Genomic DNA, 22,255 nt, shown 5'->3' on the forward strand with positions numbered 1-22,255 from the left:
GAGGCGGCGCTTTGAACCCCCAGCTGCGCAAGAATCTTTTGTTCAACACGGCGGGCAGCCTGCTGTTTTATCTGTGCCAGGCGGCGCTGAACCTGCTGGTCACGGCGCTGGCGGGCGTTGCCGCCAACGGCATGCTGGCCACCGCCATGACCATCGCCAACGTCTGCCTCTCGGTGGCCAGCTTTGGCATGCGCACCTTCCAGGTGTCGGACCTTGCGGGAAAATACGCCGACCGCACCTATCTTTTAAGCCGCTATGCCACCCTGGCGACGGCAGGCGCGGGCTGCCTTGTGTTCGCCTTCGTCAACAGCTATTCCGCCGAGCAGCGGTGGGTCATCGCCCTCTACACCGCCTACCGCCTCATCGAGAGCTGGTCCGACGTGTGGCACGGCTTTCTGCAAAGGGGAGAGCGGCTGGACGTGGTGGGCGTCAGCTTCGGCGTGCGGGGCCTGGTCACCGCGGGCACGGTGACCCTGGGCCTTGTGCTCACCGGCAGCCTTGTGCTCACCCTGGCGGCGCTGCTGGCGCTGAACGCCGTTTATGTTCTGGCGGTGGATATGCCCCTGGCCCGCAGATACGCCGACCTTGCAAAACGGGGGGGCGGCAGCGTGCCGGCCCTTTTGGCCGAGTGCGCGCCGCTGGCGGTGTATGCCGCGCTGAACACCGCCATCCTCTCGGTGCCCCGCTATTTCTGCGAGCGGGTGCTGGGCGCCGTGAAGATGAGCTATTTCAACAACGTGTTTCTGCCGGTGCTCGTTTTGCAGGTGGCGGTCGTCTATCTCTTCGTGCCCTTCATCACCACCTTTGCCCGGCTGTGGAGCGGGAAGGACAAGGCGGGCTTTTTCCGGGGCCTCCTTCTGCTGGCGGCGGCGCTGGCCGCCATGTGGGCCGCCGGGGCCGCCGGCGCGGCGCTGCTGGGGCGCTGGGGCCTTTCGATCCTCTACCCCACCAGCCCGGAGATCCTGGATTATGCGCCCCTTTTGCAGCCGCTGGTGGCCGCCACCGTCTGCACCGTGGCTTCCACCGTTTTGTGCCACCTGCTCACCATCGCCCGCGACATGCGCGGCCTCATCCTGGGCAACCTGGCGGGCCTGGCCGCCGCCGCTGTGGTGAGCGTGCCGCTGCTTTCCGCCTTCGACATTTACGGCGCGGCCTTTGCCACCATCGCCGGCATCGGCGTGCAGGGACTGTGCCTGCTGGCGTTTTTGCTGGCGAAATGCCGCAAACAGTTCGCCTGACGCGGGTTTGTAATCCGCCGTCCGCCGTGGTATAATAACGCCATCGGAACCATTCGATTTTTTTACAGGGAGGTACCCACCCGTGAAATACTGCAAAAAATGCACCATGCCCGACACCCGGCCCGGCATCACCTTCGACGCCGAAGGGGTGTGCAGCGCCTGCCGCCATTACGAAAGCCGCTCCAGGGTGGACTGGGACGCCCGCTGGAAAGAGTTTGAGGCCCTGTGCAACAAATACCGCGGCATGAACGGCCCCGGCGGCTACGACTGCGCCGTGGCGGTGAGCGGCGGCAAAGACAGCCACTTCCAGGTCTACATCCTGAAAGAGGTCATGAAGATGAACCCCATCCTCTTCAGCGTGGAGGACAACTTCCCCATGACCGAGGCGGGCAAACACAACCTGAAAAACATCTCCGAGGCCTTCGGCTGCACCATCATCAGCTGCAAGCCCAACATCAAGGCCCAGAAGACCCTGATGCGCGCCTTCTTTGAAACGTACGGCAAGCCCACCTGGTATGTGGACCGGCTCATCTACACCTTCCCGCTGCACATGGCCCTCAAGTTCAACACGCCCCTGCTTTGCTATGGCGAGAACGTGAGCTTTGAGTACGGCGGCAACGCCGACGAGGAGACCTACTCCGCCCGCGGCCAGATCGAGAACGGCGTGGCGGTGGGCTTCCCCACCGAGGAGCTGCTGGGCTACGGCGTGAGCGAAAACGACCTGGCCCTGACCAAGGCCCCCACCGCCGAGGAGCTGGCAAAGCTCGACCCCTTCTACCTGAGCTACTTTTTGCCCTGGAACAGCTACAAAAACTACCAGCTGGCCAAGAGCCGCGGCTTCCACGACCTGACCCACGAGTGGGACCGCACCCACCACGCCGAGAACTTCGACCAGATCGACAGCCGCGCCTATCTCGTGCACAGCTGGCTGAAGTATCCCAAGTTCGGCCACGCCGCCGCCACCGACTACACCGCCCGCTACATCCGCTACGGCATGATGACCCGCGAGGAGGCCATCCCCATCATCAAGGCGCGGGACGGCGCGCTGGACCCGCTGAGCGTGCGGGACTTCTGCGAGTTCTGCGGCTACAGCGAGGCGGAATTCTGGTCCATCATCGACAAGTTCTACAACCGGGACATCTTCTATAAGGACGAATTCGGCCGCTGGATGCTGAAAGAGCCCATCTGGGAAGAGAAATAAGCCGCCGCGTTTGCGGGCGCTCTTCTGCCGGGGCGCCCGCTTTTTTCGTCTGCCACGAAATCAATGGCATGTAGGGCAAAACCCACTGCCGAAAGGATGAACGGTATGTCAAACTCACGCGGGGGCTACGCCTCCATCGACATCGCAAAATTCGTTGCCGCCCTGCTGGTCATCATGCTGCATCTGGCACCGGGATTGGGGCTGTTCTGCCAGCTGTTCAGCCGGCTGGCGGTGCCCTTTTTCCTGGTCTGCGCCGGATATTTTCTCTTTTGCAAAATGCCCGACGGCCCAGACGGCACCGCCATCCTGCGCTATCTGGGCCGGGTGCTGCGGCTGTATCTGGTGTGGACGGCTCTCTATTACATTGCCCTGCCCATCCTCACTCCTCCCTCCGGTCGTGAGGAGATCGCCTTTCTGACACGGCCCGCTGAGCTGCTCTGGCGGCTAGTGATCGATGGGAGCTGGTCGGTGCTGTGGTATCTGCTTGCACTGCTCTGGGCGGTGCTGCTGTGCTGGGGCTGCTTGCGGGCAGGCCTGGGCGCAGGCAGCACGTTGGGCGTGGCGGGCATCTTTTACCTGCTGGGCCTTCTGGGCCAGGCCTATTCCCCGCTCTTGGCCTCCCTGCTCGGGTTTGAGATGTTCCAGGCCTGCATCGAGGCGCTGGGCGGCAGCCGCAACGGCCTGTTCTTTGCCTTCTTCTATGTGGCACTGGGTCTGGCGCTCTCCCGCGCAAAACCGGTACCCCTGCCCCGGGCGCTGGCGGGCCTTGCGGTCAGTCTCCCGCTATTGCTGGCGGAACTGCTGCTGGTCGGCCGTCTGGCCCAGACTGCCGGCATGGACTCCCTTGCGCCGGATTTCTATTTCTTCACCGTCCCCGTCACCTTCTTCCTGTTTTCGGTGCTGCTGCAGACCGGCGGTGAGAGTCGCCCTGTGCATCGGCTGCTGCGAGTGATGAGTACCCTTTTGTATTGCAGCCACATCCTGTTCTGGAAGGTGGTCGGCTTTTTCTGCTGGCTGCTGGGCGTTCCCATCAGCGGCGCGGCGCTGTTCGCCGCTGTGCTGGTTCTCTCGCTGGTGTTCTCCCTTGTGGTGGCGCTGGCGGGCCGCAAAAAGCCTTTGGCCTGGCTGAGCTGGCTCTACTGACACGCCTTATGACAAAGCCGTTACAAAAGGCCCCGGAAGGCTGTTTTTCCGCTGCCGCCGTGCTATGATGAAGGCAGAAAAGGAGGCGCGCGGTATGGTGAAAAAGAAGCTGTGTTCCCTGCTGGTGTGTTTTCTGCTGGCGCTGGCTCTGCCTTTTGCCGCCTTTGCGGACATGGGGCCCAAACCCAGCGTGGAGGTGCAGACCAAGGGCCTTTCGCAAAGCTGCTGGGTCACCCTGCTGGCCCAGGAGACCGTCATCGGCCCCTGGGGCCTGCCCGGCAGCGAGCCGCCGGAGTGGTTCACAGCCGAAGAGCGCCCCGCCTGGGAGGCCTTCGCCGCCTATGAAGACGGGGACGGCTTCCACTTTTTGGAGTGGCAGGCACAGGTGGCGGACAACTCGCCCGCCACCTGGAGCTACATGGCCCCAAGGCACTTCAAAATTCTGTTCTGGTTCCCCGAAAGCGGCGGCTACGCCGTGACCGAAACGCTGGACCGCTATGCCTATTCCGCCGTCTACCGGGTGGACTTTTCCGGCGTTGACCCGGCGGCGGGCGGGGTGCAGGCGGTCGCCGCCCAAAAGAACTACGACTACGCCGGTGAGCTGCTGGGCCTTGCCGCCCGCTTTGTGCTGACGCTGGCGGTGGAACTGCTCATCGCCCTGCCCTTCGGCTACTTAAAGCGGCGGCATCTGCGGGTGCTGCTCGTCACCAATCTGGCCACCCAGCTGGCGCTGAATCTCGCCCTCAACCTCACCTGCTATTTCTCCGGGTCGCTGGCCATGTGGCTGCTCTACCCTCTCCTGGAGCTGGCGGTGTTCGCCGTGGAGGCGGTGGTGTTCCGGCTGACGCTCAAAAAGCCCGAGGGCAAGGGCCATCCGGTGCTCTACGCCTTCGTTGCCAACGCCGCTTCCTACGCCTTCGGCCTGTGGCTGGGCAACCTGGTGCCGGAGCTGTTCTGAAAAAAATGCTTGACAAACCCCACCGCTGTGGGTATCATAATGCATATACGCAAAGACGTTGACGAGAAGAGTAGATTTTCGGCATCGGCCTTTTCCAGAGAGCCCGGCCAGGTGGAAGCGGGCAAGGCACAGGAAATCGAACATGGCCTCCGAGTCGCGCGGGTGAGAGGCAGGAGCCTTAAATCCGCGACGGGCGCGCCCGTTAAAGCGCCAGGCTGTAACCGGCTTTTTGGCCGCCGCAGCCGCGAAGGCTTTTCCCCGCGAGGGGGAAGGCGAACCAAGGTGGTACCACGAAGCTTTTTATGAGCTCTCGTCCTTGCAGCCGTGCAGGGACGGGGGCTTTTTTGTTTGCCCGTTCGGGCCAACACCGGGTGGGAGTGAGAAGAAAAACCATGATCGAGATCAAGAACTTAGGCAAAGTATTCACCGAAAAGAGCGGCAAGGTGGTGGCGCTGCGCAACGCCTCGGTCACCATCAACGACGGCGACATCTTCGGCGTCATCGGCATGAGCGGCGCGGGCAAAAGCACCCTTCTGCGCTGCCTGTGCCTTTTGGAAAAGCCCTCGGAAGGGCAGATCCTGCTCAACGGGCGGGACCTGGCCGCCCTCTCGGGCGCGGACCTGCGCAGCGCCCGGAGGCAGATGGGCGTGGTGTTCCAGGGCTATAACCTGCTGATGCAGAAGACCGTGGCCGAAAACGTGGCCTTCCCCTTAAAGCTGGGCAAATACGACAAGGCCGCGGTGGACGCCCGGGTGAAGGAGCTTTTGGAGCTTGTGGGCCTGGCGGACCGGGCGGGCAGCTATCCCAGCCAGCTTTCCGGCGGGCAGAAGCAGCGGGTGGCCCTGGCGCGGGCGCTGGCCAGCAAGCCCCAGGTGCTTTTGTGCGACGAGCCCACCAGCGCCCTGGACCCCCTGACCACCAAGAGCGTGCTGGAACTTTTGAAGGACATCAACCAGAAGCTGGGCGTCACCATCATCATCATCACCCACGAGCTGGCGGTGGTGCGTTCCATCTGCAACCGCATGGTGGTCATCGACAACGGCCTGTTCGTGGAGCAGGGCGAGACCGCCGAAATCTTTGAGGACCCGCAAAGCGAAGTGGCCCGGCTTTTGCTGGGCAAAGGGGAGGTGTGAAGAGCATGGCGCAGTTTTTCGCGGAATACGGCGGCCTTCTTTGGGAGGGCACGCTGGAGACCCTGTACATGACCTTCGTGCCCACCCTGGCGGCCTACCTCATCGGCCTGCCCATGGGCGTGCTGCTCACCACCACCAAGCCCGGCGGCATCATGGCCGCCCCCACCTTCAACGCGGTGTTCGGCTGGCTGGTGAACCTCTTCCGCAGCATCCCCTTCATGATCTTGATTTTCTTTGTCCTGCCCGTCACCCGCCTCATTGTGGGCACCTCCATCGGCGCCACCGCCGCCAACGTGCCCCTGGCCATCGCCGCGGCGCCCTTCGTGGCCCGCATGGTGGAGCAGAGCCTGGAAGAGATCGACCAGGGCGTGGTGGAAGCCGCCCGCTGCATGGGCGCCACCAACTGGCAGATCATCACCCGGGTGCTGCTGGTGGAAAGCGTGCCCAGCCTGCTGCGGGGCCTTTCCATCACCATCATCACCATCTTCGGCTACACCGCCGTCACCGGCGCGGTGGGCGCGGGCGGCCTTGGCAACATTGCCTTCCGCTTCGGTTACCAGCGGTATCAGACCGATGTGATGTACGCCACCGTGGTGCTGGTGGTCATTCTGGTCTGCATCATCCAGAGCGTGTGCAGCTTTTTGGCCCGCAAGTCGGACAAGCGCAACCGCTGAACTTTCGCTTTAAGGCTGCCCGGCGCAGAGGGATGCCGGCGGCTTTTAAGAGATACACTCAACAGAAAAGGAGAGAGAAGAACATGAAAAAGATCGTTGCACTGGCCCTGACCCTGTGCCTGGCGCTGGGTCTGGCTGCCTGCGGCTCCTCCGGCGAGCAACTGCAGATCGGCATCCCCGCCGACGCCACCAACGGCGCCCGCGCCCTGCTGCTTCTGCAGGACCTGGGCATCATCACCCTGAACGACGGCGTGGGCCTTGCGGCCACCGAGCGGGACGTGAAGGACAACCCCTACAACGTGAAGATCGTGGCCATGGAGGCCGCGAACCTCCCCAGCAGCCTGCCTGACCTGGACTTTGCGGTCATCAACGGCAACTACGCCTCCGGCGCGGGCATCGGCGACACCGTTCTGGTGACCGAGGATGCCGAGAGCGTGGCCGCCCAGACCTACGGCAACGTGCTGTGTGTCAAGGAAGGCCGCGAGGAGGAGCCCGCCGTGCAGGCGCTGCTGGCCGCCTTGATGAGCGAGGACACCCAGAACTGGATCGCCGAGAACTACAACGGCGTGGTCATGCCCATGGGCGCGCAGGAGCTGGCCTGGCCCGAGATCGCCGAGCCCGTCACCCTGAAGGTGGGCGCTTCCCCCAGCCCCCATGCGGAAATCCTGGAATATGTGGCCCCCCTCCTGGCCGAGCACAACGTCACCCTGGACATTGTGGAGTTTGACGACTACGTGATGCCCAACACCGGCGTGGAAGATGGCAGCCTGGACGCCAACTACTTCCAGCATCAGCCCTATCTGGACGACTTCAACGCCGAGAACGGCACCCACATCGCGAGCGTGGGCGTGGTGCATTACGAGCCCATGGGCCTGTATCCCGGCAAGACCTCCAGCCTGGACGTGTTCAACAAATAAGCGGCTCAAAAAAGGAGCCTGCGCGCCGCGCAGGCTCCTTTTTTTTGTATTCACGCCGCGGCGGGCAGGGCGCGGCGCCGGTCCGCCCAGGCCAGCGGCCCCCGGTAGACCACCCGGAACCCCGGCATGCGGGCAAAGTCCTCCGGGCGGATGAGGCTGGAGTGGCAGGGCAGGGTAAGCGCCCCGGTGCGCTCCAGCACGTCCGCCACGAACTGGCTGCAAAAGTATTTGCCCGGCCGCACGTGGGGGATGCCCAGCCCCGCCAGCGCAAGGCCCAGCACATCGTAGTCCCAGCAGGAGCCGGCGGAGGCCATCACCGTCATCTGCCGCTCGATGGCCTCGTATGCGGCGCGGCTCACCTCCAGCTCCAGCAGCAGGCTGTCCGCCCCGCCGCAGCGTCCGAACACCCCGGCGTGGATGTCCTCCCGGATGAAGCCGCCGGGCAGCATGAAGGGCTCGTAGCGCCGGGCAAAGCTGTACATCCGCACAAGGTCCCGGTCCAGCGCCAGGCTGGCGTGGGTGTAGCGGCTGCCGCCCACGCCGTGAAGCAGCCGGGCGAACAGGGTGTCGGTGCGGGTGAGAAGGATGTAAACACAGGGCATGGGGGTCTCTCCTTTGGGGCAGCGCTTGCCGGTTTTGACGTCTTGTTCATAAAAACGAGACTGCGCCCTCAATTTTTTCAACGCCCCGACAAGGGATTTGACAAGGTTTTTCGCCGCCACTATAATGAAGGAAATCTCGCACCGAAAGAAGGCCTTCGCCATGCGCCATCTGGGCACCGTTCCCCTGCTCACGCCCCGCCTCTCGCTGGCGCCGCTGCGCGCGGCGGACGCGGAGGAAATGTTTCGGAATTGGGCCGGCGACGAGGCCGTGGCCCGGTTCATGCGCTGGCCCGCCCACAAAACCAGCCTGGAGACCTTTCAGCTTCTGGCCGCATGGGAGTGCCTCTATTCCAGCGCCGGCTACTACAACTGGGGCATCCGCCGCCGCGCGGACGGCGCGCTGATGGGCACCATCGGCTTTGTTTTGGGCGAGGAGCAGAGCCCGGAAGCCTGGCGCGCGCCGGGGCTGGATTTTTCCGCCGGGGTGTGGGAGCCGGGCTACTGCCTGGGCCGTGCCTTCTGGGGGCAGGGCTACGCCGCCGAGGCGCTGGCCGCCGTGCGCGATTTCTGGTTCGACGAGGTGGGCGGCGCCTGGCTGGCCTGCTGCCACGCGGAAGAAAACCCCGCCAGCGGCCGGGTGATGGAAAAGGCGGGCTGGCGATTTGACCACGCCGCCGCCTATCACAAAGCCGACGGCACGCCGGTGGCCTGCCGGGCATACTATCTCAAAAAGGAAGAAAGGCCGAAAACGCCTTTGAGGTGAAACGATGAGCGAACAGATCACGCAAAACGCCCCGCCGGTGAAGGTGCTGCTGCTGGGGCTGGACATGGGCCAGTTCGACGCCGAGCGCAGCATGGACGAGCTGGCGGCGCTGTGCGAAGCCAACAACATGGAGGCGGTGGCCAGCCTCCTCCAGAAAAAGGGCGCCCCCGAGGCGGGCACCGTGCTGGGCGAGGGCAAGCTGGCCGAGGCGCGCCTTACCTGCGAAAATCTTGGCGCCGAGGCCGCCGTGTTCGACGGCGAGCTGTCCGGCAGCCAGCTGCGCAACATCTCCGACGCGCTGGGCGTGGAGGTCATCGACCGCACCATGCTCATTCTGGAAATTTTCCGCAGCCGGGCGGTCACCGGCGAGGGCAAGGTGCAGACGGAGTTGGCCCTTCTGCGCTACCGCCTGCCGCGCCTTGCGGGGCTGGGCGAGGCCTTGAGCCGCCAGGGCGGCGGCGGCGGGGGCGGCGGCGGCGCGCGGCGCGGCGCCGGCGAGAGCAAGCTGGAATACGACCGCCGCCATGTGCGCCGGCGCATCGAGGCGCTGGAGCAAAAGCTGGCGGAGCTGGAAAAGCGCCGGGGCGAAAACCGCCGCGCCCGCCAGCGGGCGGGCACCCCGGTGGTGAGCCTGGTGGGCTACACCAACGTGGGCAAATCCAGCCTTTTGAACGCTTTGTGCGGCTCCGACGCGCTGGAGGCGGATATGCTTTTCGCCACGCTGGACCCCACCGCCCGCAAGCTGACCCTGCCCAGCGGCCTGAATGTCGTCGCGGTGGACACGGTGGGCTTTGTGAGCCGGCTGCCCCACAAGCTGGTGGAGGCCTTCAAAAGCACTTTGGAGGCGGCCGCCTATTCCGACGTGATCGTGAAGGTGGCGGACGCCGCCGACAGCGAGCGGGAGGCCCAGCTGGAGGTGACCGACCAGGTGCTGGCGGAGCTGGGCTGCGGCGGCATCCCCCAGATCACCGTCTACAACAAGTGCGACAAGGCGGGGGCGGTGCCCTTCCAGCCGGGGGTTCTGCTCACCAGCGCCCGCACCGGCCGCGGGCTGGACGCCCTGCTGCAAAAGCTGGACGAAGCCCTTTCCGACCGGGTGCGGGCGGTGAAGATGCTGCTGCCCTACGGCAAGCTCTCCCTGGCCGAGGCCATGCGCAGCCGGGGCAGCGTCACGGTGGAGGACTACCGGGAAGACGGCGTCTGGTTCGAGGGCTTTGTCAAAAGCACCGACCTGCACCTCTATCTGCCCTATCTGGAACAATAAGCGAACGGGGCCGCGGCGCGGCCGCGGTCCCGCTTTTCTTTACAATGCAACAGGACCCGCCTTGCGGCGGGTCCTGTTGCATAGAGGGGTGGGAAAGTATAAATAAGGTGAGAAAGCATTTGAACGAGCACCCGTCGGGTGCTGTGATTATCATTATACGGGTTTTGCTTTAAATGTCAAATTGAAAATCCCGGGTTTTCTTTTATATTCTTCTTTACAATCTGGTTTTTTATTTATATAATTAAGCTGTTCCCCAAATCTCTGCTCTGTTTTTTATTTTGTTAATCTTTACAGGCAAAACCCTTTAATTTATCAGTTTTTTATCACTATTGCCACTATGTCGTCGGGAGGGAGACACGATGGACAAACTGGACAAAAAGATACTCGGCCTTTTGGCACAAAATGCAAGAATGTCGGTGAAAGAGATCGCGGAACACGTTTCGCTCACCAGCCCGGCGGTGTCCAGCCGCATCCACCGGATGGAAAAGGAGGGCATCATCGACGGCTACACGGTGCTGCTGAAAAGCCCCGAGAGCCAGCAGACGGTGAACGCCCTCATCAGCGTGTCGGTGGCCCCCGCCGGCCGGGAGGAATTTCTGGCGGCGGTGCACGCCGAGCGGCAGGTGACCCAGTGCTTCCACGTCACCGGCAGCCACAGCTACATCGTCAAGGTAGCCTGCGACACCATGCAGTCGCTGGAGCACCTCATCACCCGCTGCCAGCGCTCCGGCCCCACCAGTACCCAGATCATCCTGTCCACCCCGGTGGACCGCCAGCCCGACCCCATGGGCAGCCCGGTGCAATGATCGGCCCTGCCGGCGCGTTTATGCATCAAAGCCTCCTTCGGGGGGCACAGTATTCAAAAAGGAGATTTTTATCATGAAACGTATTTTCAGCCTGATGGCTGTCTGCCTGCTGGCCCTGGGCCTTGCCGCCTGCGGCTCCTCCCCCGCTTCCTCCGGCGAGCCGAAGGACTATGTGGCCATCCTCACCGGCGCCCGCCCCGCCAAAGACAACGAGGACCTGGTCATCTTCCACCTGAAAGACGGCGCCTACACCGCCACCGGCGGCTACGCCGGCGAGCTGACCGAGGAGGACATTGCCAGCCAGGGCGCCATGTGCCTGCAGGTGCTGGGCCTGGCCGAAGAGGACGTGGAGGAGGCCGCCTTCAGCGTGAGCATGATGAACGTGCAGTCCTACGGCCTTGCCATCGTCAAGCCCGCCGAGGGCAGGCAGGCCGCCGTGACCGAGGGCCTGCAGGCCTTCATCGACAGCCAGAAGGCCGCCCAGGAAAACTACCTGGCCGACCAGTACGCCATCGCCAAGGCCGCCAGGCTGGACGCCGTGAAGTCCGGCGAGGTGGTGCTGGTGATGTGCGCCGAGCAGGACGCCGTGTTCTCCTCCATCAAGGACGCGCTGGCGTGATCGCGCAAACCTGCCGCCGCCCGGGGCGTTGCCCCGGGCGGCGTTTTTTGGTATAATGGTGCGGGCGGGGCGTGCCCCGCCGAACTTCTGCAACGAAAGGCGGCGCGCCATGAAAGCCACCGTTGTGATCCCCAACCTGAACGGCGCGGGCTGGCTGCGGGACTCCATCGAGTCCGTCTGGGCCCAGACCGAGCAGGATTTCGAGCTCATCGTGGTGGACAACGGCTCCACCGACGAAAGCCTCGCCATTGCCCGCAGCTACCGGGGCCGGGCGAATTACACCCTCATCGAAAACGCCGAAAACACCGGCTTTTCCCATGCGGTGAACCAGGGCATCCGGGCCGCGAAGGGCGAGTTTGTGGCCCTTTTCAACAACGACGCCTTTGCCGAGCCGGGCTGGCTTGAAAACCTGCTGGCGGCGGCCGAAAAGGACGGGCGCATCTTTGCGGTGAGCAGTTTGATGATCCGCCACTTTGAGCGCAACCTTGCCGACGACGCGGGCGACTACGTCACCCTCCTGGGCTTTGCCTGCAAGCGGGGCGACGGCATGAAGGCCAGCCGCTATCAAAAGGCATGCCGGGTGTTTTCCGCCTGCGGCGGCGCGGCGCTTTACCGCAAGAGCATCCTGGACAAGATCGGCCTGTTTGACGAGCACTTTTTCGCCTACTTCGAGGATGTGGACATCAGCTGGCGGGCCAACAGCCTGGGCTACAAAAACGTCTACTGCCCCACCGCCCGGTGCTACCACATCTGCGGCGCCACCACCGGCGCGGTGCGCTACAACCCCTTCAAAAGCGTGCAGAGCGGGCGCAACAGCATCCTGCTGCCCTACAAGAACATGCCCATCCTGATGTTTTTGCTCAACCTGCCCTTTTTGGCCCTGGGCTATCTGATGAAGGCGGTGATGTTCCGCCTGCGGGGCTACGGCCCGGCCTACTTCCAGGGCTTCAAGGAGGCGCTGAAGGTCATGGGCAGGCTGGAAAAGCCAAAATTCCGCCTGAAAAACCTGCCCAACTACGCCCTCATCCAGCTGTGGCTGGCGGCGGGCGCCGTGCGCTACTTCATCTACCGCGCCCAGCGCGCTTTGCACATCACCTGAATTTTTCCCCTGCCCTTTCTCGGGCGGGGGAGTTTTTTGCCCCCGCCAGACTTTGTTCCCTTCCGCCGCCTTTTTCCCCTTCCCCGGCGCTTCCGAACATTTTGACAAAAAAAGTTGTCAAACCCTATTGACAAAGAAAGTTGTCATGCTATACTGGTATTGACAACGATACTTGTCAATTTGACAATTATCTTTTGCAACAATGAAAGGAGGCCGCCTATGCCGCTGGCAAACCGCGTGAAGGAGCTGCGGGCTGCGAAGGGGCTGAACCAGCAGGAGCTGGGCGCGATGGTGGGGGCGTCCCGCCAGACGGTGAGCCTGATCGAGCGGGGAGACTATAACCCCTCGGTGACGCTGGCTCTGCGCATCGCCCGGGTGTTTTCGGTGCCCGTGGAAGAGGTATTCACATTGACCGGGGAGGGAACGGAATGAACAAACAGACCGGAGCGCCCAAAGCGAGAAAGGGCGTTTACATCAAATTCACTCTTTTAATGATCGCCAGCGCCCTGACGGGCGCGTTCATCAGCATCTTCCTGTTTGGCCGGGAGGACGGGCTGCTGCAGCTGACCCGGCAGGTCAGCGACGGGCTCATCCTTGCGGGGCCCTGGCTGCTGGCGGCAGGCCTTGTGCCCTGTGCCGTGGCCCACGGGCTGTACCGCTCCGCTTTGAAGGCCGCCGCCCGGGCCGACGAGGACGACGAAGCCTTTGAGACAGCCAATCGGCGGCTGAGCCTCTCCATGGCCTTTTCGGCGGTGGTGATGCCCTGGATGATGCTCACCTCCTGCCTTGCGGTGCCCGCTGTGACCCTGTGGGAAAGCGCCGTTCCCGCCCTGGCGGTGGTGCCGCTTATGATCGCCGAACTGGCCTGGAGCTACGGGCTGCAGGCGGTGGTGGTGCGCACGATGCAGCGCCTCGCGCCGGAAAAGCGGGGCAACGTGTTCGACCTGCGCTTTCAGAAGGACTGGTACGCCAGCTGCGACGAGGCCGAGCGCCAGCGCATCGGCGAGTGCGGCTACCACACCTATCTCACCATGACCAAAATTTATCCCTTCACCCTGCTGGCGGCGCTGCTGGCGATCATGTACGGCGGCGCCAGCGTGCTGTGGGCCGTGGTGCTGGGCGGGCTGTGGCTCACCCAGACCCTCAGCTATCTTCTGCGGGCCTACAAGCTGGAACATGGCAAAGCCAAAACGGAATAAACGGGGAGGAAACGAACCATGGAATGGACCAGAACCGAAAAACGGCAGCTTGCCATCTTCTTTGCGGTGGCCTTCGGCGTGCCCTGTCTGATGGGCGTGGCGATGGCCCTGGTGCACAGCATGGGGGGCAGCACCGCGGTGTTTGCCAACGCCCAGATGTTCTACCCCGCCGCCGGCGCGATGCTGGCGCTGCTCGTCACCCGCCGGGGGGATAAGCTTCTGCCCCGCCGCTTTTTCGTCGGCTTTCTCGCCCTCACGGCGGTGATGGCGGCCGTCTCGCTGGCCACCTTCATGCAGCCGGAGGCGGCGCTGCTGCTCGCCAACCTTGTCATCATTCTGGGCAGCCTGGTGTGCCTTGTGCTTTATTTCCTGGACGGCAGGGCCCGCCGCACCGCCGGCGGCCTGCGCCTTGGCGGCGCCGGCGGCGGCAGGGCCATCGTGCTCACGGTGCTGCTGTTCCTGGCTTTGTATCTGGGGCGCTATGCCATCCTCATCGCCGCCTCCAAGCTGGCCGACCCCTCCGCCACCCTGGCGGACATGGGCTTTACCACCGACTGGCTCTATCTGGGCATCAATCTGGCTTTCCTGCCGCTGAATTTCTTTCTGGTCTACACCCCCTTTCTGGGCGAGGAATACGGCTGGCGCGCCTTTTTGCAGCCGCTGCTGCAAAAGCGGTTCGGCCCCCGGCGGGGCGTGCTGGCGCTGGGCGTTTTGTGGGGGGTGTGGCACCTGCCGCTGAACATCTTTTTCTACAGCCCCAGCACCTGGCTGCAGAGCCTTGTCAACCAGATCGTGCTCTGCGTGTGCCTGGCGGCCTTCTTCGGCTATGCCCAGCACAAGACCCGCACCGTGTGGGTGCCGGTGGTGCTGCACTATCTGAACAACAATCTCATCGCCGTGTTTGCCGGCACCACCTCCGTCATCGAGAACCAGGTCATCGGCTGGGCCGACGTGGCGGTGGGCGCCGTGCTGCTGGCGGCCCTCTATCTGCCCAGCCTGGCCAGCCGCTTCTGGAAAGAGCCGCTGCCCTGCCTGCCTTTGGACGCCCCCGCGGAGCCTGCGGCCCCCGCCGCAAACGCCGAAGCGCCCAAAGCCGGCAAGCAGCCGCCCCCGTATGGGCCTTTGAACTGAACGCAAAAAAGAACGCCCCGCGGGGCGTTCTTTTTTGCGTCTTTTTAGTCGCCGTCTTTCAGGATGCAGGCGTCCCGGTCGGGGCCCACCGAGATGTAGCGGATGGGCCGGCCCACCGCCTTTTCGATGTAGCGCACGTAGTCTTTCGCCGCCTGGGGCAGCTCGGCCCAGCGGCGGCAGCCGCTGATGTCGCAGCGCCAGCCGGGCAGGGTCCTGACCACGGGCTTCGCGTTGTCCAGCTGGGTGCCCAGGGGGAAGCGGCCGGTCTCCACGCCGTCCACCAGATATTTTTCCACCACCGGCACCTGGTCCATATAGCCCAGCACGTCCAGCAGCGTCAGGGCCAGTTCGTCCGCGCCCTGGCAGGCGGCGCCATAGCGGCTGGCCACCACGTCGAAGGGGCCCACCCGCCGGGGCCGGCCGGTGGCCGCGCCGTACTCGTGGCCCGCCTCCCGCAGCAGGTGTTTTTCCTCCTCGGTCATGGCCAGCTCTGCGGTGAAGGGGCCCTCGCCCACGCAGGAGGAATAGGCCTTCATGATGCCGATGCTCTTGTCCAGCTTGTGGCCGGGCAGGCCGGCGCCGATGGGGGCGTAGGCGCCGATGACGTTGGAGGAACTGGTGTAGGGGTAGATGCCGAAGTCGATGTCCCGCAAGGCGCCCAGCTGGGCCTCGAACAGGATCTTTTTGCCCGCGTCGTCCGCCTCGGCGAGGTACGCCCCGGTGTCGCAGATGTAGCCCCGGAACATCTCGCCGTACTTCTGGCACCAGGCCCAGGCCTCTTCCAGGTCGATGGGTTTTGCGCCGTAGACCCGCTCCAGCGTCAGGTTCTTCCACTCCACGATGGTGGCCAGGTGGCGTTTGCGGCCCTCGTCCAGGTGCGCCAGGTCGCCCATGCGCAGGGTCTTTTTCATGTATTTGTCGCCGTAGGCGTAGGCGATGCCCCGCCGGGTGGAGCCGAACTGGCTGCCGCTGGCGGAAAGCCGGTCCTCCTCCAGGCCGTCCTCCGCCGCATGCCAGGGCATGCAGACGGTGGCCCGGTCGCTGATCTTCAGGTTCTCGGGGCTGATCTCCACGCCCTTTTCCCGCAGGGCGGCCAGCTCCTTTTCCAGATGGGCCGGGTCGATGACCATGCCGCCGCCCATCACGCAGACCACGCCGGGCCGCAGGATGCCCGAAGGCAGCAGGTTCAGAACAAACCTGCCCCGCTCGTTTTTCACGGTGTGGCCCGCGTTGTTGCCGCCCTGATACCGGGCCACGATGTCATAGTCGCGGCTGAGCAGGTCCACCATGCGGCCCTTGCCCTCGTCGCCCCAGTTCACGCCAGTGATCGCTGTCAACATGCCTTGTTCCCCTTTTCCCCGTCTTGAATATCGTATGGCCAAAAAAAGATGCAGCGGCTGCCGGATCGTGAGATCCGGCAGCCGCTGCATGCCCTTTTTCACGCCGATTAGGATACCACCTTAAAGCGCGGATGTCAACCGTTTTTTTGCATTCCCGCTGGGGCGCGGCCCTCTCAGCCGCCGCAGAGCCTGCGCATGGCTTCCGGGTCGGTGAGGATGAAATACTTCCCCTCCCGGGCAAGCAGACCCTGATCGATGAACATATTGAACACATTGCCCACCGTCACCCGGCTGGCGTTGACGATGCCCGCGATGTCCTGCTGGGTGAAGTGGATGGAGATGCGCACGCCTTTTTCGTGCTCCTTGCCGTACTGGCGGCAGAGGTTCAGCAGCTGGCTGGCGATGCGGTGGGTGGCCTGCTTGAAGGACAGGTCCAAGATCTGCCGGTAGAACACGTCGTTTTTGCGGCACAGCAGGGAGATGACCCGCTGGGTGAGCTGCCAGTCGCGCTCCATCGTCTCCCGCAGTTCCGCCGCCGGCACCTTCCAGACCAGGCTGTCCACGATGGCAACCGCCGAGAATTGATGCGCCGCGCCGGTCAGGCAGGAGGACTCGCCCACCATCGCCCCCTTTTCGGCGATGTAAAGCTGCTTTTCCGCCCCGTCCTCCTGGTAGGAGGTGATGCGAAGCCGGCCGGACTTCACGATAAACACCGCGTCCGCCGCGTCCTCCTGGTGGAAAAGGATCGCCTTTTTCCGGTACTGCGCCGGGGTGCGGCCCTCGGTCAGGGGCGCCCAGCCCTCCGGATCCAGAGTGATCCAGGGAGAATCCTTCCATTCGCTGCTCTCGTACATATTTCTCGACCTGCCTTTCCGCAACAGCGACTGAGCCAAAACCTGATATCACTTCATGATACTTTTTCCCTTCTTTCATGTCAAGACAAGTATTTTACATATCTTCCGGGCGTTTTATGCACAGCGCACGAAACTTTTTATCAAAATGTCAAATACTTTATAGAACTTGACACGCATCAGAGGGTATCATGGAGCCAGAGGTCAAACAGGAGGTGACAGTAGAAATGACAGTGGAAACAAAGCTGGAACAGCTTGGCCTGACGCTGCCTGCGGTGCCCGCGCCGGTGGCCGCCTATGTGCCGGGCGCGGCGGACGGAACGCTGGTGTTCACCAGCGGCCAGCTGCCCACGGAAAACGGCGTGCTGCGCAAGGGCAAGCTGGGCGAGGACATGACCGTGGAAGAGGGCTATGAAGCCGCCCGCATCGCGGCGCTGAACTGCCTGGCGGTGGTCAAGAGCCTGGCGGGCAGCCTGGACCGGGTGGAGCGCGTGGTCAAGGTGGTGGGGTTCGTGAACTGCACCCCCGATTTTGAAGCGCAGCCCAAGGTCATCAACGGCGCTTCGGAATTGCTGGGCCAGGTTTTCGGCGACGCCGGCCTGCATGCCCGCAGCGCGGTGGGCGTGAGCAGCCTGCCGTTGGGCGCGTGCTGCGAAGTGGAGCTCATCATTCGTCTGAAGCCTTGATGGAGAAGGCTTGCAATACATCATCATACAATAAAAAACGGAGGTAAGCTGCAATGAGTTACGATTGGGAGAAACTGAGAAAAGAAGAATGGCCCGTTCTGGAGACCATGACCTTTTTGGACGCCGCCTGCGTCAGCTTTGCGCCCCAGCGCACCGTGCGCGCCGTCAAGGAGTTTGCCGACATGACCGCCCGCCAGGACGAGGCCAACTCCAGCGCCCACCACATCGCGCTGGACGACAAGCGCCACAAGGCTTATGTGGAGGCCGCAAAGCTGCTGAACGCCGACCTCGATGAGATCGCCCTGGTGGAGAGCACCTCCCACGGCCTGAACATCGCCGCCCAGGGCATCGAGCTGAACGACGGCGACAACATCGTGACCACCAACCTGGAGTTCATCCAGGTGGCCCTGCCCTGGTGCGTCATCCGCAAGGAGAAGAACATCAACATCCGCGTGTGCAAGCCCGCCGACGAGCGCTTCACCGCCGCCGCCTTCGAGCCCCTGGTGGACGACAAGACCCGCGTGCTGGTGATGTCCACCCTGGAGTGGTGCAACGGCTGGCAGAGCGACATGAAGGAGATCGGCGACTTCTGCAAGGAGCGCGGCATCTACCTGGTGGTGGACGCGGTGCAGCAGCTGGGCGTGACCAAGATCGACACCAAGGCCTGCCACATCGACATCCTCACCGCCGGCGGCCACAAATGGCTGAACTCCCCCTACGGCACCGGCGTGCTGTATGTGAACAAGGAGACCCTGCCCAAGCTCAAGCAGAGCTACGCCGGCTACCTGAACACCACCGTCCCCGAGGGCGGCTGGGGCGCCTACTGGGAGAATCCCGCCGCGCCGTCCGTGCACGACTGGACCTTCCCCATGACCGCCCGGCGCTTTGAGATCGGCGGCACCTCCAACTACACCGGCGCCATCGCCCTGGGCGAGAGCCTGGGCCTGGTGAACGAGATCGGCATCGAGAACATCGAAGCCCATGTGCGCGAGCTGGCCAGCTACTGCATGGACCGCATCGAAGAGATCGGCGGCACCCTGATCACCCATCGTGACCCCGGCCATTTCGGCGGCATCGTCATCGCCCGCCTGTATGACGATCTGGACACCGACCGCATGATCCTCAAGAAGCTGCACGCCCGCAAGATCTTCATTGCCCAGCGCTTCACCGACTATGTGGGCGGCTTCCGCATCTCCTGCCAGTACTTCAACAACAAGAAAGACATCGACACCATGATCGAGGGCATGAAAGACCTCATCAAAGAGATCGGCCGCGAGCCCGATTACAAGGGCTGAGCGGGCCTTCGCAAAGGACACGCGTTGAACGTTTCATAGCGCATTTCAGCCCTGCATAAGCGCAGCACAGATGCTTCGGGGCGCCGCCCCGGGGCATCTGCTTTCTTTTTTGCGCCCTTTTTCCCCGGCCGCGCTTTGCGGCGCAAGCGGAGGGAGCCCGTCCACACCCTGGCAGGTTTTGCCTTATTGCGGACAGGGACGGTCCCGTTCCCCCGGCCCGCCGGCAGGCGCTTCCGGGTCAAAAAGCCCGCACAAATCCATTTATGAGGAGGGTACCTATGTTCACTGCGTCTGAGAAAGACACACGGATCCAATTTCGCGGCGGTATGTTCGGCCTGCTCGTTCCGTTCATTGTTCTGTTTGCGGGCATCATCCTTCTGTCTGTAAGCGGCCAGGCGCTGCCCATGGCCTTCTGGGCCCCCACCCTGGCGGCGGTGCTGGTGGCGCTCATCATGGCCAAAAAGCCCACCCAATGCGCAGACCTGCTGATTCAGGGCATGCCCTCCGAGATGGTCTCCATCATGCTGATGGCCTGGTTTTTAGCCGGCATCGTGGCCCAGCTGATGAAGGAGACCGGCCTGATCGAGGGCCTGATCTGGCTGAGCATCAACATCAACCTGAGCGGGCGCTTCTTCCCGCTGATCGCCTTCATCTGCGGCAGCCTGCTGTCCACCGCCACCGGCACGGCCCTGGGCACCGTCATCGCCCTGGCCCCCATCCTCTACCCCGTGGGCGTGGCGCTGGGCGCCAATCCCCCCGTGATGGCGGCGGCCATCGTCAGCGCCGCCTACTTCGGCGATAACATCGCCCCCGTGTCCGACACCACCATCGCCTCCGCCTACACCCAGGGCGTGGACGTGTCCGCCGTGGTGCGCTCCCGTCTGAAATACGCCTTTGCGGCCGCCGCCATCGCGGCGGTGGGATTCTTCATCTTCGGCGCCGGCGGTTCCGGCGACGGCGATCTGTCCTTCGTGGGCGAGCTCTCCCCCAAGGGCCTCATCATGCTGGCCGTTCCCGCGCTGCTCATCATCCTGATGTACCGGGGCGTGCACCTGATCGTGGCGCTGATGGGCGCGGGCAGCGTGGGCATCGCGCTGGGCCTGGTCACCGGCCTGCTGCCCTTCTCCCGCCTGCTGGTGGTGGACATGGACAACTTCGTGGTGAGCGGCGTGCTGGTGGAAGGCATCCAGAGCCTCATCGACATTGCCATCTTCGCCATGCTGCTGATGGGTCTGGTGAACCTTTTGGACAAGGGCGGTTTCTTTGAATGGCTCATCAACGCCTGCGCCAACTACACCAAGGACGCCCGCTCCTCCGAGCTGATGGTGGCCCTCATCGACATCATCCTCTGCCTGCTCACCGTGGCCAACAGCGTGGCCATCGTGATGGAGGGGCCCATCGCCAAGCGCCTGCTGGTGGAAAAGCACCACATCACCCCGGACCGCAGCGCCAACATCCTGGACGCCGTGTCCTGCGCGGCAATGTGCCTGATTCCCTACGGCTTCGCCCCGCTGCTCACCTTCATGTTCGCGGGCGGCTCCGGCGCGCCGGTGAACTTCTCGGTGAACGAGATGGTGCTGTACTCCTTCCACGGCTGGGGCCTGGCCGTCGTCATGCTGTTCAGCATGATCACCGGCTGGGGCCGCACCTTCTCCACCCCCGCCCAGGAGGAAGCCCAGGCGTAACGGCCTTGCAACACAAGATCCATCCCCCTTGCCGGCCCCGCCGGCAAGGGGGCCCCGAAAATGCCCGCGCAATGCCGCCGGGCATTTTCTCCATCCGGCCGGGCGGCGTGCCCGGCCATGACTGCTGATAGGAGATGTGTCTTATGTTCCCCACCGGTCACCCCTTCTACGGCCAGGATGTGGGCATCCTGGTGTTCTCCACCGTCACGCCCCGCGCCCCCGGCGACGCGGGCAACGCCGCGAGCTTTTCCTACCCCGTGCGCTATGAGGTCGTGCAGGGGGGCTTTGCCGACCTGGTGGAGGGCGGGCCCGCCATCAAGGCGAACCTGCTGGCCGCCGGGCAGAACCTGGTGAAGGCAGGCATCAAGGCCATCGTGGGCGACTGCGGCATGATGAGCCTTTATCAGGACTGCCTGGGCGCCGAGCTGGGCATTCCCTTCGCCGGGTCCTCCCTGTGCCAGATCCCCATGATCTGGCAGCTCATCGGCTGCAGCGGCAGCATCGGCGTCATCACCGGCCACTCCGGCCTGCTGAAGGAGGCCCACCTGCGGGCCTCCGGCTGGACGAAGGACATCCGCCTCTCCATCCAGGGCATGCAGGACGAAGCCCATTTTGACGAGATCGTCATCCGGGGCGGCCTTGCGCTGGACGTGGACCGCATGCGCGGCGACGTGCTGGCCGCAGGCGAAAAGCTGCGGGCAAAGACGCCCGACCTGCGGGCGGTGATCTTTGAGTGCAGCAATCTGGCCACCTACTCGGCGGACCTGGCCGAGGCGCTGGGCGTGCCGGTGTTCGACACCCTTTCCGCCGCGAACCTGCTGGCCTACGCCGTGCGCCCGCCCCGGTATCTGTGAAGCGGCACCCGCGCCAATGCTCAAACAGGAGGGACAATGATGGATTTTTCATTTTACACCTTTGACCAGCTGGACGCCGCGACCCTGTACGAGATCCTTGCCCACCGCATGGAGGTGTTCGTGCTGGGCCAGGGCAACATCTACCGCGACCTGGACGGCTTTGACCAGAAAGCCACCCACCTGCTGGCCCGGGACGAGACCGGGGCGCTGGTGGGGTATGTGCGGCTGCTGCCCGCCGCGCTGCACTACGACGGCCACGACCACAACAGCTTCGGGCGGCTTTCGGTGAAGGACGCCGCCCGGGGCAGAGGCCTCGGGGCCGAGCTGGTGCGCCGGGCCTGCGGCAAGCTGGCGCAGGATTCCGGCGACCCGGTGGTGGAGATCTCCGCCATGGCCTATCTGGAAGATTTTTACCGCCGGCTGGGCTTTGAGCGCATTTCCGAAGAATACGCCATTGCCGGCGTGCCCCATGTGAACATGATTTTCTCTCCCTATGTCCATCCCCGGCTGAAACGCACAAGCGGAACGCTGTGACCTCCTTTCGCGCTCCTACTCTCTCCCGGAAGAGGCCGGGCAGGCTGTGCCTGCCCGGCCTCTTCATATCCCTCCCGCCCGGCGCATATACATTCTCCGTGAGAACTCATCACGGGGAGTGACGCTGTGTGAAAGGGAACATCGACGAGCGCGCCATCCAGCTGGCGCTGTACATCACCGAACACCGTGCCACCGTGCGCAGCGCCGCTGGCGCCTTCGGCGTCAGCAAGTCCACGGTGCACAAGGATGTGACCTGCCGGCTG

Annotated in this window: 24 protein-coding genes; 21 read left to right on the top strand and 3 right to left on the bottom strand. The window is 63.8% G+C overall.

Annotated features, from left to right (window positions below; all coding sequences use genetic code 11):
- The first annotated feature begins 11 nt into the window (after positions 1-11).
- From ACH2AT_RS04845 to ACH2AT_RS04875, 7 genes are all read left to right on the top strand, one after another.
- Positions 12-1,238 carry a lipopolysaccharide biosynthesis protein gene (locus ACH2AT_RS04845; protein WP_394964072.1) on the top strand — a complete coding sequence of 409 codons (1,227 nt, stop codon included), beginning with the start codon at positions 12-14 and terminating at the stop codon, positions 1,236-1,238.
- Between the two features lie 82 nt (positions 1,239-1,320).
- Positions 1,321-2,439: an N-acetyl sugar amidotransferase gene (locus tag ACH2AT_RS04850; protein ID WP_394964073.1), complete on the top strand. Its 1,119-nt coding sequence runs from the start codon at positions 1,321-1,323 to the stop codon at positions 2,437-2,439.
- A gap of 105 nt (positions 2,440-2,544) precedes the next feature.
- Positions 2,545-3,582 carry an acyltransferase family protein gene (locus ACH2AT_RS04855; RefSeq protein WP_394964074.1) on the top strand — a complete coding sequence of 346 codons (1,038 nt, stop codon included), beginning with the start codon at positions 2,545-2,547 and terminating at the stop codon, positions 3,580-3,582.
- 94 nt (positions 3,583-3,676) lie between these two features.
- On the top strand, positions 3,677-4,540 hold the full coding sequence (locus ACH2AT_RS04860) for a hypothetical protein (RefSeq protein WP_394964075.1): 864 nt from the start codon (positions 3,677-3,679) through the stop codon (positions 4,538-4,540).
- 392 nt (positions 4,541-4,932) lie between these two features.
- Positions 4,933-5,673: a methionine ABC transporter ATP-binding protein gene (locus ACH2AT_RS04865; protein ID WP_394964076.1), complete on the top strand. Its 741-nt coding sequence runs from the start codon at positions 4,933-4,935 to the stop codon at positions 5,671-5,673.
- A 5-nt stretch (positions 5,674-5,678) separates the two neighbouring features.
- The gene (locus ACH2AT_RS04870) at positions 5,679-6,347 is read left to right on the top strand and encodes a methionine ABC transporter permease (protein WP_394964077.1); all 669 of its coding nucleotides are present in this window, start codon (positions 5,679-5,681) and stop codon (positions 6,345-6,347) included.
- A gap of 83 nt (positions 6,348-6,430) precedes the next feature.
- Positions 6,431-7,264 carry a MetQ/NlpA family ABC transporter substrate-binding protein gene (locus ACH2AT_RS04875; protein ID WP_394964078.1) on the top strand — a complete coding sequence of 278 codons (834 nt, stop codon included), beginning with the start codon at positions 6,431-6,433 and terminating at the stop codon, positions 7,262-7,264.
- Positions 7,265-7,314: 50 nt separating this feature from the next.
- On the opposite strand, the gene ACH2AT_RS04880 is transcribed toward ACH2AT_RS04875, so the two are convergent.
- Positions 7,315-7,866 (bottom strand): hypothetical protein, encoded by a 552-nt coding sequence (locus ACH2AT_RS04880; RefSeq protein ID WP_394964079.1) that lies wholly within the window; start codon positions 7,864-7,866, stop codon positions 7,315-7,317.
- A 160-nt stretch (positions 7,867-8,026) separates the two neighbouring features.
- Between ACH2AT_RS04880 and ACH2AT_RS04885 the strand changes: the two genes are divergently transcribed.
- From ACH2AT_RS04885 to ACH2AT_RS04920, 8 genes are all read left to right on the top strand, one after another.
- On the top strand, positions 8,027-8,629 hold the full coding sequence (locus tag ACH2AT_RS04885; protein WP_394964080.1) for a GNAT family N-acetyltransferase: 603 nt from the start codon (positions 8,027-8,029) through the stop codon (positions 8,627-8,629).
- Positions 8,630-8,633: 4 nt separating this feature from the next.
- The gene (gene hflX, locus ACH2AT_RS04890; RefSeq protein WP_394964081.1) at positions 8,634-9,893 is read left to right on the top strand and encodes a GTPase HflX; all 1,260 of its coding nucleotides are present in this window, start codon (positions 8,634-8,636) and stop codon (positions 9,891-9,893) included.
- A 359-nt stretch (positions 9,894-10,252) separates the two neighbouring features.
- Positions 10,253-10,699, top strand: a complete 447-nt coding sequence (locus ACH2AT_RS04895; RefSeq protein WP_394964082.1) for an Lrp/AsnC family transcriptional regulator — start codon at positions 10,253-10,255, stop codon at positions 10,697-10,699.
- A gap of 73 nt (positions 10,700-10,772) precedes the next feature.
- Positions 10,773-11,318 carry a DUF4358 domain-containing protein gene (locus ACH2AT_RS04900; protein WP_394964083.1) on the top strand — a complete coding sequence of 182 codons (546 nt, stop codon included), beginning with the start codon at positions 10,773-10,775 and terminating at the stop codon, positions 11,316-11,318.
- A 109-nt stretch (positions 11,319-11,427) separates the two neighbouring features.
- Positions 11,428-12,417, top strand: coding sequence for a glycosyltransferase family 2 protein (locus ACH2AT_RS04905; RefSeq protein ID WP_394964084.1), 990 nt, complete (start codon positions 11,428-11,430; stop codon positions 12,415-12,417).
- A 225-nt stretch (positions 12,418-12,642) separates the two neighbouring features.
- The gene (locus ACH2AT_RS04910; protein ID WP_394964094.1) at positions 12,643-12,849 is read left to right on the top strand and encodes a helix-turn-helix transcriptional regulator; all 207 of its coding nucleotides are present in this window, start codon (positions 12,643-12,645) and stop codon (positions 12,847-12,849) included.
- Positions 12,846-13,616 (top strand): DUF3169 family protein, encoded by a 771-nt coding sequence (locus ACH2AT_RS04915; protein ID WP_394964085.1) that lies wholly within the window; start codon positions 12,846-12,848, stop codon positions 13,614-13,616. Before ACH2AT_RS04910 ends, ACH2AT_RS04915 begins: the two co-directional genes overlap by 4 nt.
- 18 nt (positions 13,617-13,634) lie before the next feature.
- A complete protein-coding gene (locus tag ACH2AT_RS04920; RefSeq protein WP_394964086.1) occupies positions 13,635-14,747 on the top strand; it encodes a CPBP family intramembrane glutamic endopeptidase in 1,113 nt (370 codons plus the stop codon).
- Between the two features lie 44 nt (positions 14,748-14,791).
- Here the strand turns inward: ACH2AT_RS04920 and ACH2AT_RS04925 are convergent, their stop codons facing one another.
- Together ACH2AT_RS04925 and ACH2AT_RS04930 are read right to left on the bottom strand one after the other, a co-directional pair.
- Complete coding sequence (locus ACH2AT_RS04925; RefSeq protein WP_394964087.1) at positions 14,792-16,087, bottom strand: adenylosuccinate synthase; 1,296 nt, start codon at positions 16,085-16,087, stop codon at positions 14,792-14,794.
- 173 nt (positions 16,088-16,260) lie between these two features.
- The gene (locus ACH2AT_RS04930) at positions 16,261-16,941 is read right to left on the bottom strand and encodes a Crp/Fnr family transcriptional regulator (RefSeq protein ID WP_394964088.1); all 681 of its coding nucleotides are present in this window, start codon (positions 16,939-16,941) and stop codon (positions 16,261-16,263) included.
- A 224-nt stretch (positions 16,942-17,165) separates the two neighbouring features.
- On the opposite strand from ACH2AT_RS04930, the gene ACH2AT_RS04935 reads away from it, so the two are divergent.
- From ACH2AT_RS04935 to ACH2AT_RS04960, 6 genes are all read left to right on the top strand, one after another.
- Positions 17,166-17,624 (top strand): RidA family protein, encoded by a 459-nt coding sequence (locus tag ACH2AT_RS04935; RefSeq protein WP_394964089.1) that lies wholly within the window; start codon positions 17,166-17,168, stop codon positions 17,622-17,624.
- A 53-nt stretch (positions 17,625-17,677) separates the two neighbouring features.
- Positions 17,678-18,919: an aminotransferase class V-fold PLP-dependent enzyme gene (locus ACH2AT_RS04940; RefSeq protein WP_394964090.1), complete on the top strand. Its 1,242-nt coding sequence runs from the start codon at positions 17,678-17,680 to the stop codon at positions 18,917-18,919.
- A gap of 278 nt (positions 18,920-19,197) precedes the next feature.
- Positions 19,198-20,604, top strand: coding sequence for a Na+/H+ antiporter NhaC family protein (locus tag ACH2AT_RS04945; RefSeq protein ID WP_394964091.1), 1,407 nt, complete (start codon positions 19,198-19,200; stop codon positions 20,602-20,604).
- Between the two features lie 143 nt (positions 20,605-20,747).
- Positions 20,748-21,458 carry a hypothetical protein gene (locus tag ACH2AT_RS04950; protein WP_394964092.1) on the top strand — a complete coding sequence of 237 codons (711 nt, stop codon included), beginning with the start codon at positions 20,748-20,750 and terminating at the stop codon, positions 21,456-21,458.
- A 39-nt stretch (positions 21,459-21,497) separates the two neighbouring features.
- Positions 21,498-21,992 carry a GNAT family N-acetyltransferase gene (locus ACH2AT_RS04955; RefSeq protein ID WP_394964093.1) on the top strand — a complete coding sequence of 165 codons (495 nt, stop codon included), beginning with the start codon at positions 21,498-21,500 and terminating at the stop codon, positions 21,990-21,992.
- A 128-nt stretch (positions 21,993-22,120) separates the two neighbouring features.
- Positions 22,121-22,255: sporulation transcriptional regulator SpoIIID (locus ACH2AT_RS04960; RefSeq protein WP_394964095.1), on the top strand; the 135-nt coding region annotated here is incomplete at its 3' end.

Source organism: Candidatus Allofournierella excrementigallinarum (assembly GCF_944388085.1).
Lineage (GTDB): Bacteria > Bacillota > Clostridia > Oscillospirales > Ruminococcaceae > Allofournierella_A > Allofournierella_A excrementigallinarum.

Excerpts from the sequence above, each read along its gene's own strand:
- ACH2AT_RS04855 (WP_394964074.1), top strand. The coding sequence starts at position 2,545 with ATGTCAAACTCACGCGGGGGCTACGCCTCCATCGACATCGCAAAATTC.
- ACH2AT_RS04860 (WP_394964075.1), top strand. The coding sequence starts at position 3,677 with ATGGTGAAAAAGAAGCTGTGTTCCCTGCTGGTGTGTTTTCTGCTGGCG.
- ACH2AT_RS04865 (WP_394964076.1), top strand. The coding sequence starts at position 4,933 with ATGATCGAGATCAAGAACTTAGGCAAAGTATTCACCGAAAAGAGCGGC.
- ACH2AT_RS04870 (WP_394964077.1), top strand. The coding sequence starts at position 5,679 with ATGGCGCAGTTTTTCGCGGAATACGGCGGCCTTCTTTGGGAGGGCACG.
- ACH2AT_RS04875 (WP_394964078.1), top strand. The coding sequence starts at position 6,431 with ATGAAAAAGATCGTTGCACTGGCCCTGACCCTGTGCCTGGCGCTGGGT.
- ACH2AT_RS04880 (WP_394964079.1), bottom strand. The coding sequence starts at position 7,866 with ATGCCCTGTGTTTACATCCTTCTCACCCGCACCGACACCCTGTTCGCC.
- ACH2AT_RS04885 (WP_394964080.1), top strand. The coding sequence starts at position 8,027 with ATGCGCCATCTGGGCACCGTTCCCCTGCTCACGCCCCGCCTCTCGCTG.
- hflX (WP_394964081.1), top strand. The coding sequence starts at position 8,634 with ATGAGCGAACAGATCACGCAAAACGCCCCGCCGGTGAAGGTGCTGCTG.
- ACH2AT_RS04895 (WP_394964082.1), top strand. The coding sequence starts at position 10,253 with ATGGACAAACTGGACAAAAAGATACTCGGCCTTTTGGCACAAAATGCA.
- ACH2AT_RS04900 (WP_394964083.1), top strand. The coding sequence starts at position 10,773 with ATGAAACGTATTTTCAGCCTGATGGCTGTCTGCCTGCTGGCCCTGGGC.
- ACH2AT_RS04905 (WP_394964084.1), top strand. The coding sequence starts at position 11,428 with ATGAAAGCCACCGTTGTGATCCCCAACCTGAACGGCGCGGGCTGGCTG.
- ACH2AT_RS04915 (WP_394964085.1), top strand. The coding sequence starts at position 12,846 with ATGAACAAACAGACCGGAGCGCCCAAAGCGAGAAAGGGCGTTTACATC.
- ACH2AT_RS04920 (WP_394964086.1), top strand. The coding sequence starts at position 13,635 with ATGGAATGGACCAGAACCGAAAAACGGCAGCTTGCCATCTTCTTTGCG.
- ACH2AT_RS04925 (WP_394964087.1), bottom strand. The coding sequence starts at position 16,087 with ATGTTGACAGCGATCACTGGCGTGAACTGGGGCGACGAGGGCAAGGGC.
- ACH2AT_RS04930 (WP_394964088.1), bottom strand. The coding sequence starts at position 16,941 with ATGTACGAGAGCAGCGAATGGAAGGATTCTCCCTGGATCACTCTGGAT.
- ACH2AT_RS04935 (WP_394964089.1), top strand. The coding sequence starts at position 17,166 with ATGACAGTGGAAACAAAGCTGGAACAGCTTGGCCTGACGCTGCCTGCG.
- ACH2AT_RS04940 (WP_394964090.1), top strand. The coding sequence starts at position 17,678 with ATGAGTTACGATTGGGAGAAACTGAGAAAAGAAGAATGGCCCGTTCTG.
- ACH2AT_RS04945 (WP_394964091.1), top strand. The coding sequence starts at position 19,198 with ATGTTCACTGCGTCTGAGAAAGACACACGGATCCAATTTCGCGGCGGT.
- ACH2AT_RS04950 (WP_394964092.1), top strand. The coding sequence starts at position 20,748 with ATGTTCCCCACCGGTCACCCCTTCTACGGCCAGGATGTGGGCATCCTG.
- ACH2AT_RS04955 (WP_394964093.1), top strand. The coding sequence starts at position 21,498 with ATGGATTTTTCATTTTACACCTTTGACCAGCTGGACGCCGCGACCCTG.